At 32.4% G+C, this 7,262-nt stretch carries 6 protein-coding genes and 1 pseudogene; all 7 read right to left on the minus strand.

All coding sequences use genetic code 11. From position 1 onward, the window contains the following. Positions 1 to 468 (minus strand): annotated as a pseudogene (locus T324_RS0104740) (hypothetical protein); the annotation flags it as partial. A gap of 76 nt (positions 469 to 544) precedes the next feature. Continuing rightward, entirely contained in the window at positions 545 to 4,006 is a 3,462-nt protein-coding gene (locus T324_RS0104745; RefSeq protein ID WP_028329185.1) for a phage tail tape measure protein, read from the minus strand. Positions 4,007 to 4,010: 4 nt separating this feature from the next. After that, positions 4,011 to 4,244: a hypothetical protein gene (locus tag T324_RS0104750; RefSeq protein ID WP_245580629.1), complete on the minus strand. Its 234-nt coding sequence runs from the start codon at positions 4,242 to 4,244 to the stop codon at positions 4,011 to 4,013. A gap of 20 nt (positions 4,245 to 4,264) precedes the next feature. Then, on the minus strand, positions 4,265 to 4,639 hold the full coding sequence (locus tag T324_RS0104755; RefSeq protein ID WP_028329187.1) for a hypothetical protein: 375 nt from the start codon (positions 4,637 to 4,639) through the stop codon (positions 4,265 to 4,267). 71 nt (positions 4,640 to 4,710) lie between these two features. Beyond that, complete coding sequence (locus T324_RS16765) at positions 4,711 to 6,312, minus strand: hypothetical protein (protein WP_245580630.1); 1,602 nt, start codon at positions 6,310 to 6,312, stop codon at positions 4,711 to 4,713. Between the two features lie 14 nt (positions 6,313 to 6,326). After that, positions 6,327 to 6,695 (minus strand): hypothetical protein, encoded by a 369-nt coding sequence (locus tag T324_RS0104765; RefSeq protein ID WP_028329188.1) that lies wholly within the window; start codon positions 6,693 to 6,695, stop codon positions 6,327 to 6,329. Between the two features lie 65 nt (positions 6,696 to 6,760). After that, positions 6,761 to 7,234, minus strand: a complete 474-nt coding sequence (locus tag T324_RS0104770; protein ID WP_028329189.1) for an HK97-gp10 family putative phage morphogenesis protein — start codon at positions 7,232 to 7,234, stop codon at positions 6,761 to 6,763. Between the last annotated feature and the right edge of the window lie 28 nt (positions 7,235 to 7,262).

Below are 7,262 nucleotides of genomic sequence, written 5' to 3' on the forward strand. Positions count from 1 at the left end.
ATAAAAATAATGACCTGTTAAAGAAAAATATTGATTATGAGTATAATTTATAGTATGCGTTTTTTGTTTATCGTGCACAGGAAAATCTACTCCTTCGCCTATAATAAAATATCCGCATTCAAGTATATTGACGTCTGATTTTTTAGTGAAAGTTATTTTTATATTTCTAAACTCTATAGGTGATATATTATGAATAGCCTGTTTATTTATAATATTAATATTATATATTAAAGTATTGTTTTTTATATCAATTATTTCTAATCTTATTTTATCAGCATTAGTATTAAATACAGCTATTTCATTTATAATGCCGTTTCCTTTAAGTGTTAAACTTCCTTCAGTTTCACTTGCAAATTTTCCAACTTCAAGAGTTTGATAATTAAACATATTAGAAATAGGAAAGAAATCATCTTCACTAGAGAAATTATATTCAAAATTATTAAAAATATTATCCCATAACAGTCTCATATTATTGCTATGTTCGTACTCGCCAAAAAGTTCCGAGTAATGAAATTACTCGGAGGCTCGTACTCACTTCCTCCTCTTATAGTATACCTCTCTGGCTTACAACTTTTACACCTCGTTTGCTTAAATTAAGCATTGTGCTTGCTACTATCTTGCCGTCAAGCATTAAATAAACAGGCTGATTGAATATAGTTTCTGAAGTTTTTGTATCAGCATAATAACTACCGTCTTCACCTTTGCTTGCTTCAAAAATCTGACTGCCTATTTTTGACAATATTCTATCTTCAAGAGGTATAACAGCTTCATCGTTTACTCCCTCTCCGATTACAGCATTAATTCCTCCGTTTCTTCTTTCTACAAGTCCGCCTTTTGCCAAATATTTAGGTTCTTGCGGTTTAGCTTGGGATAATGTTGCCAAATTAACAGCACCGCCCGCAATAATTCCTGCTAAAGTTGCATAGGCTATTAAAGGCATTGGAAAAGGACCAGCACTCATAGCTGATGCCAATGCACTTATGGCGGCTTGTGCTATAGAAGCTGACGCCTGAACTAAAGACATTTTCCAGCTTTCCATCTGGGCATTATATTCAAGCCTCATCTTCTCATTATTGTAGTTTTTTTCTACTTCCATCTGTTTAGCTTTGGCTTCTTCTTCTATTTGTATTTTAGCTAGTTCTTTTTGTTTCTCTTCAAGCTCTGCTTTTATTCTCTCTTGTTCATAAAGTCCTAAAGCAACTTTCTGCCTATTTTGTAATTGCTTTATTTCTTTTAATAAACTCTGCTTTTGAGAGTTCTCCATTATTCCTATAGCTTCAAGTCTTGCTTTTTTTTCTTCTTCTATCGCTTCTAATGCTGCTTCTTTTCTTTCCTCATTTTTTTCTATTTCAAACTCTATAGCTTGTATTTTCATTTCCTGTATAGAAGAATAAAAATCGCTTGTATAGCCTATAGTGTCATTAAGCATTTGAAGCCAATTAGCACTAAAATAATCAGCAAAACTTTGAGTAGGTGTTTTCCAAAGCTCTCCGAACTTCTCTTTTAATATTTCTACTTGTTCAGTTGTAAGTTCTAATTCGTTTGTTATGCTCTCTATGCCGCTTCTTACTATTTCGCTCTTTTGCGCCTGCTGTTCGGCTTCGCTTATTTTATCGCCGAACTCCTCAGATATTTCAACTCCTCTTTCATAAGCTGATATACTGTCTTCTATTTCTTTTACTAATTCTGAAAATCTGTCAGTTTTTATATTTTCTAATGCGTATCCGTAGTTATCACTTAAATACTTTATTTGATTAGCATTTAAGTTTAGTACTGTACTCATTTCTTCAATTATAGCACCTACTTTGTCTTTTTTAGCTTCAAGAGCTTCAGCATCGCTTATTTCAGCTCCCATATTTCGAAGGTTGCCGACTCTTCTGTTTTCATCTGCCTCTGCTTTTTTTAGTAAAGTCAAATAATCTTCATAGCTTTTTGTTTTATCTTTAGTAGATTTAGATAAATTATTATTCGCTTCTATCTCTTTATCTGTTATACTAATGCCGTCTATTGAAAGCTCTTTTCTTTTTTTAATGCTTGTATTTAATCTAGTAATCTCAGCACCTAATGCCTCATCCTGAGACTTCCATTTTTCAACTTCTTTTCTAGCTTCTTCTAATTTCTCTGGGATAACTGCATGTGCAGCATCTAATACATTTAAATCCTGATGTATTCCTTTCTTATAATATTCTTCTGCTTTTTTTAACTCTTCTTTTACTTTGTTATGATTTTCAATTGCTCTAGCTAGTTTTTCGGCTTCCTCTGAAGTCATAAAATCTTCATCTTTAGCTTTTCTAGCATCTATAACACTGTATGCATCAAGCATCTTTGTTTTTAGATTTGGAAACAATGAAGTAAGTTCTTCTGTTAATTCATTTAATCTTTTTGTTTCCTTTGCATCAAGATTTTTTGCTTTTGCTAAATTATTATATTCTCTAAATAGTAAAGCTATATCATCAGCTTCTCTATTTAATCCCATTAAATCAGCTGTATCTGCAGTAGAATTATCATAAAGCTCTTTTTTTAATCTTCTTATTTCTTGTCCTGTTTTATAGGCATTTACTGCTAATGCTGCAAGACCTGCACTAACTGCTGTAACAATTCCAATAGGAGTAGCAACCATTACTGTATTTAATGCTTTCCAAGCTGTGCTTAATCCTTGAATAGAACTTGCAGATGTTTTTAATGTAGATACCGCATTTTTAAAATCTGATATAGTTTTCTTAGCTTCTGTTAATCCTTTTGAAAGTCCTACTATTCCTTTTAATGCAGGACCGAAACCTGCTGCTAAAGAAACAAATCCTACACTTGCCGCTTGCAAAGGTGCAGGCAAATCGCTGAATGTTTTTATTAAAGATATAATAGTAAGAATCATTTTTTCAGCAATAGGAACTGCTTTATCTCTTATAACAGGAAGTAAATCTTCATTAACAACAGGAAGAAGGCTGTTTCCAAGCTCTATTACTAAAGCACTAAGTTCTGCTTTTATTTTTTCAAACTGTCTTGCTGGACCATCATCTATTTTTTTGAATGCCTCAGCTGTAGCACCTGCTGAATTATTCATTTGATCTAGAGCATCTTTGAACTTACTAGCATTCTTTCCAGATAATGCCAAAGCAGCATTTCCTGCATCAACACTGCTGAACATACTAGAAATATCTTTGTTATTTTTAGCAGCTGCTTCACTCATAATTTGAAGAGCTTCCTGAAGTGTACCGCCTTCTGCTATAAACTCTTTGAAAGTTTGTCCTGTCAATTCTTGGAACATAATAGCAGCAGCTGTACCTTCTTTATTAAGCTCAACTAGTGCCTGCCTAATCTGTGTTGTTGCAACAGAGGTAGGAGTACCTTGTGCAGTCATTACGGCAATAGCAGCTCCTATGTCTTCAAACTGAACACCTAACGCTGAAGCCGTAGGAATTACATTAAATAAAGATTTTGATAACTGAGTGAAATCAGTTTTTCCAAGCTTTACAGTTTGAAACATTATGTCCGAAGCTCTATTAACATTAAGAACTTCTGTTCCATACGCATTTGTCACTGAAGTAAGTCCGTCTACTGACGTTTCTAATTCAGCAACACCAGCAACTGAAGCTTCAGCTGCTGTTTTTAAGAAGTCAAATACATTTTCTCTAGGAACTCCTGCAGAAAGTGATTGATATAAAGCAGGTACTACTTCTTCAGGTAGTTTTCCGATTTCTTTAGAAAAAGCCAAAGTTTCCTGCTTTAAAGCTTCAAAACCTTCACTCCCTAATTTAGGAAGAAGCGTAAGAACCTCACGCATTCCATTATCAAAATCAGTAGCTTTTTTAGTTGCTAATGCAAAAGCTGTTGTTCCTGCCGCTATTGGAACAGTTAAACTTTTAGTAGCTAAAGAACCGAACTTATCAAAAGACTTTCCTATCTTATCAAAACCTCTTTCTAAATCGGTTGTTTTATCTTTAAGTTTTCCAAATGCTTCAATAGCCTGAGAAGCATCTGCATATATACTAACATTTAAGCTACTCATTTATTTAATTATCCGTTATTATTGTTTCTATTTCCCAAAGACCTTGCTTTTCTCTTCTTATAGTTTTATTTCCCTGCTTTGTTTCCGTTACATTATTATCTGCCTTTGTTTCTTCTTCAACTTCGATTATGTAAGGTAAATTTAACGAAGCTGTATAATAGAGCAAAAGTCTTTGCAAACTCATCTCCATCATACAGTCTTCTGTCCAGCCATAACTATGAGCTAGATGTGCCAACAATTTTATTAGTTCTATTTTTATTAGCTTTCTTTTTTTTTATTATTTACACCTTGATCTGATTCACTTTCTTTTGTTTCTTTTGAATCACTGCCTGCTCGAAGATAAGATTCAAATGCCATTTGCATTATTTTCATTAACTGATCATAATTAAAATCTTCGAATATTTTTTCTTTACTAACATCAGGATGCGATCTTTGTATAATAGGAATTACTATCTCATTAATTACTTGTTCTGAATCAATATCTTCAAGATCTTTTACCTGCCTGTAATATTCATTTAGTTTAAGAGATATCTTAAGAGATATATCATTAACATTAATGTTATAATCTCCAAGTTTCGCATAAACAGCTTTCTTTTTACTAAACTCTTCTAAATCTGTAATTACTATTTCCATAATTATTATTCAAACTTTCCCCAAAAAAAAAAAAGATCATAGGGAAGCTTTACTTCCTCCTAATTTTTTTATTAAGCTGCCACATTAATAACAATGTCTAATTGTTTATCTTCATTGCCTGCTTTCTTAGCTGTTATCTTCAATGTTACACTGCCTGCTGCCTTACCTGTAACAGTGAAGATTTTATCTGTGTCATTATATTCAACATCAACAAAGCCTTGTTCTTCTGGCTCTATTAAATATGTTATTTCATCAGCATTGCTTGTAAGATTTATTGTAGGTTTTTCTCCGACTCTTAAGTCTAAACTTTGCTTGTTAGCTTCCAAAGTAAGAACTTCTGCCACAGTAATTGGTATGCTGAGTGTTATATCTTCATTGCCTGCTTTTTTACCTACTACTTTCAATACCGCATTTCCTGCTTTTTTTCCTGTTATAGTGAACACTTTATCCGCATATTCAGCATCAAAATAATCTTGCTCAGAAGGTTCTAAGCTATAATCTATAGTATCAGCATTACTTGTGAGACCTATCGTAGGATTTTCTCCGATTTTCAAATTTAAACTTTCCTTGTTAGCTGATAAGGTAAGAGCTTCTGCCACATTAATTGGTATACTTATTATTTTATCTTCACATCCAGCTTTTTTAGCTATAATTTTTAATACAGCACTGCCTGCTTTCTTTCCTGTTATGGTAAACACTTTATTTGAATATTCAGCATCAAAAAAATCTTGCTCAGCAGGTTCTAATGTATGCTCTATAGTATCAGCATTACTTGTGAGACCTATCGTAGGATTTTCTCCAATTTTCAAATCTAAACTTTCCTTGTTTGCTTCTAAAGTAAGTTCCTCTTTTATAACTTCATCTTCTGCATCATCATTTACAGACTGTTCATCTTCATACCATGCAAGCTGTTCTCCGCTTTTCTGACTGCCTGCTAAAGTTGCTGAGAAACTCAATTTTCCTATTAATACATCCTGTGCTTTATCGGAAGGGAAGCTAAACTCTAAGCCTCCTGCTATTGAAGCCTGAGGTAAGTATATTCTTAATTCTTTACCTTCAGCATTAGTATTAACTATCATTATGCATTTAGGTTTTATTGTAGAACTTTTTCCGCCTGTTGTCATGCGTACCATTTTAGGCATAGTTCTTGTATATGTAATAATTAAAGTATCTGTGCTAGGAGATATTTTATTGTCTGTAATTTTTATTCCGTTAGTTCCTATTTTTTCATAGCTTGTTTCTTCTATTAAAATATTTCCTGAAGAGTTTTTCTTTTCTACTTTAGTTATTGTTACTTCACTTCCGTCTGCATTTTTAAATGGAACTTTTATTTCTTCTCCTCTTTTATATGTATCCGATTCTACTATATACTGTTTTGTAACTTCTGTTTTACCATCATATTCATCTATATTATCTATGCCGCCTCTTGCCATAGCATAGTTTTTGAAATTAACTTCCAAGCTGTCAAGTGTTAATTCCATTTTATGTTCAGTCTGTAAAGTAGCTATAGTTCCTGCATTGTCGCTTTCTATATCTGCTGTAGACATAGATTCTTTCATAGCAACGCTGCGTGCCGCTCCTATGTCTGTAAGTTTATCAAATCTATCTCCAATTAAAACCTTAGAGCTTCCGTATCTTATTGTTTTTTTATTTTGAACGCTTGTTTGACTCATAATATCTCCTTTAATTAATATTTATATAATATATTTACTATGCTTACAGCCTGATAAAAACCTTCAGTATAGTTATGTGTTTCATTTGAAATATCACATCCGCATATTTCTGTATCTTCAATAATCGTTTTTAAATTAGTGAAATGTTTTCCTATTTCTCTTTGTATATTTAATGCTTTACTCAAATCATTAGAATATACAGATATTTGATAAACATTCCTGCCGTATTCAAAATCATAATACGGTGTGCTGCTTGTTAAAGAATAAACTATATATATTTTCTCTTTATCTATTTTTGAGTCATTAACAAAATCTAAATAAACTCCATCTGCTTTATCTTTTGTTAATTCTTTAAGTATTGTATATATAGCATTCTCAATCATTATTGTTATACCCCTGCTCGGCTATAAATACAAAGCAAATAAATTTGCTTTGTGCCTCGCATTCGTTATTTATTCTTTTTATTCGCCTTATCTATTGATTGCTGTAATTTTTGTTTTATATATTCTTCTATAACATTTTTTTTACTTTCAAAAATAGGAATTAAAAGAGGCTGAGGAGGCTGATAAATTGTCCCATATTCAGGGAAGCGTACATAATATCTGTCTCCCTGCTCTTTATACCATTTTATTTTATTTTTTTGAGGAACTCCTCCTCCTTTTTTTTCTAATGTTCCCACCTTTATAGCTACTGAAGTGTCGCTTCCTTTTGATGATTTTCTTTCTTTTACATCATAATATTTATCTTCACTCCAGCCTCTGCTTTTTGCCTCTGCATTAGCTTCTTTTGCTATTTCATTTCCTGCTTTCCTAGCCCCTGCTTTTATAGCCTTCTTAAAATCGCCTCCTAGTTCTTCTAAAGTTTTTCTAAACTCATCAAGTCCTTTTATACTTATAGAAGTTTTTCTGCTAACACCTGACATATTATTCGCTTTTATTATTTACCAATTT

Source organism: Brachyspira alvinipulli ATCC 51933 (assembly GCF_000518245.1).
Lineage (GTDB): Bacteria > Spirochaetota > Brachyspiria > Brachyspirales > Brachyspiraceae > Brachyspira > Brachyspira alvinipulli.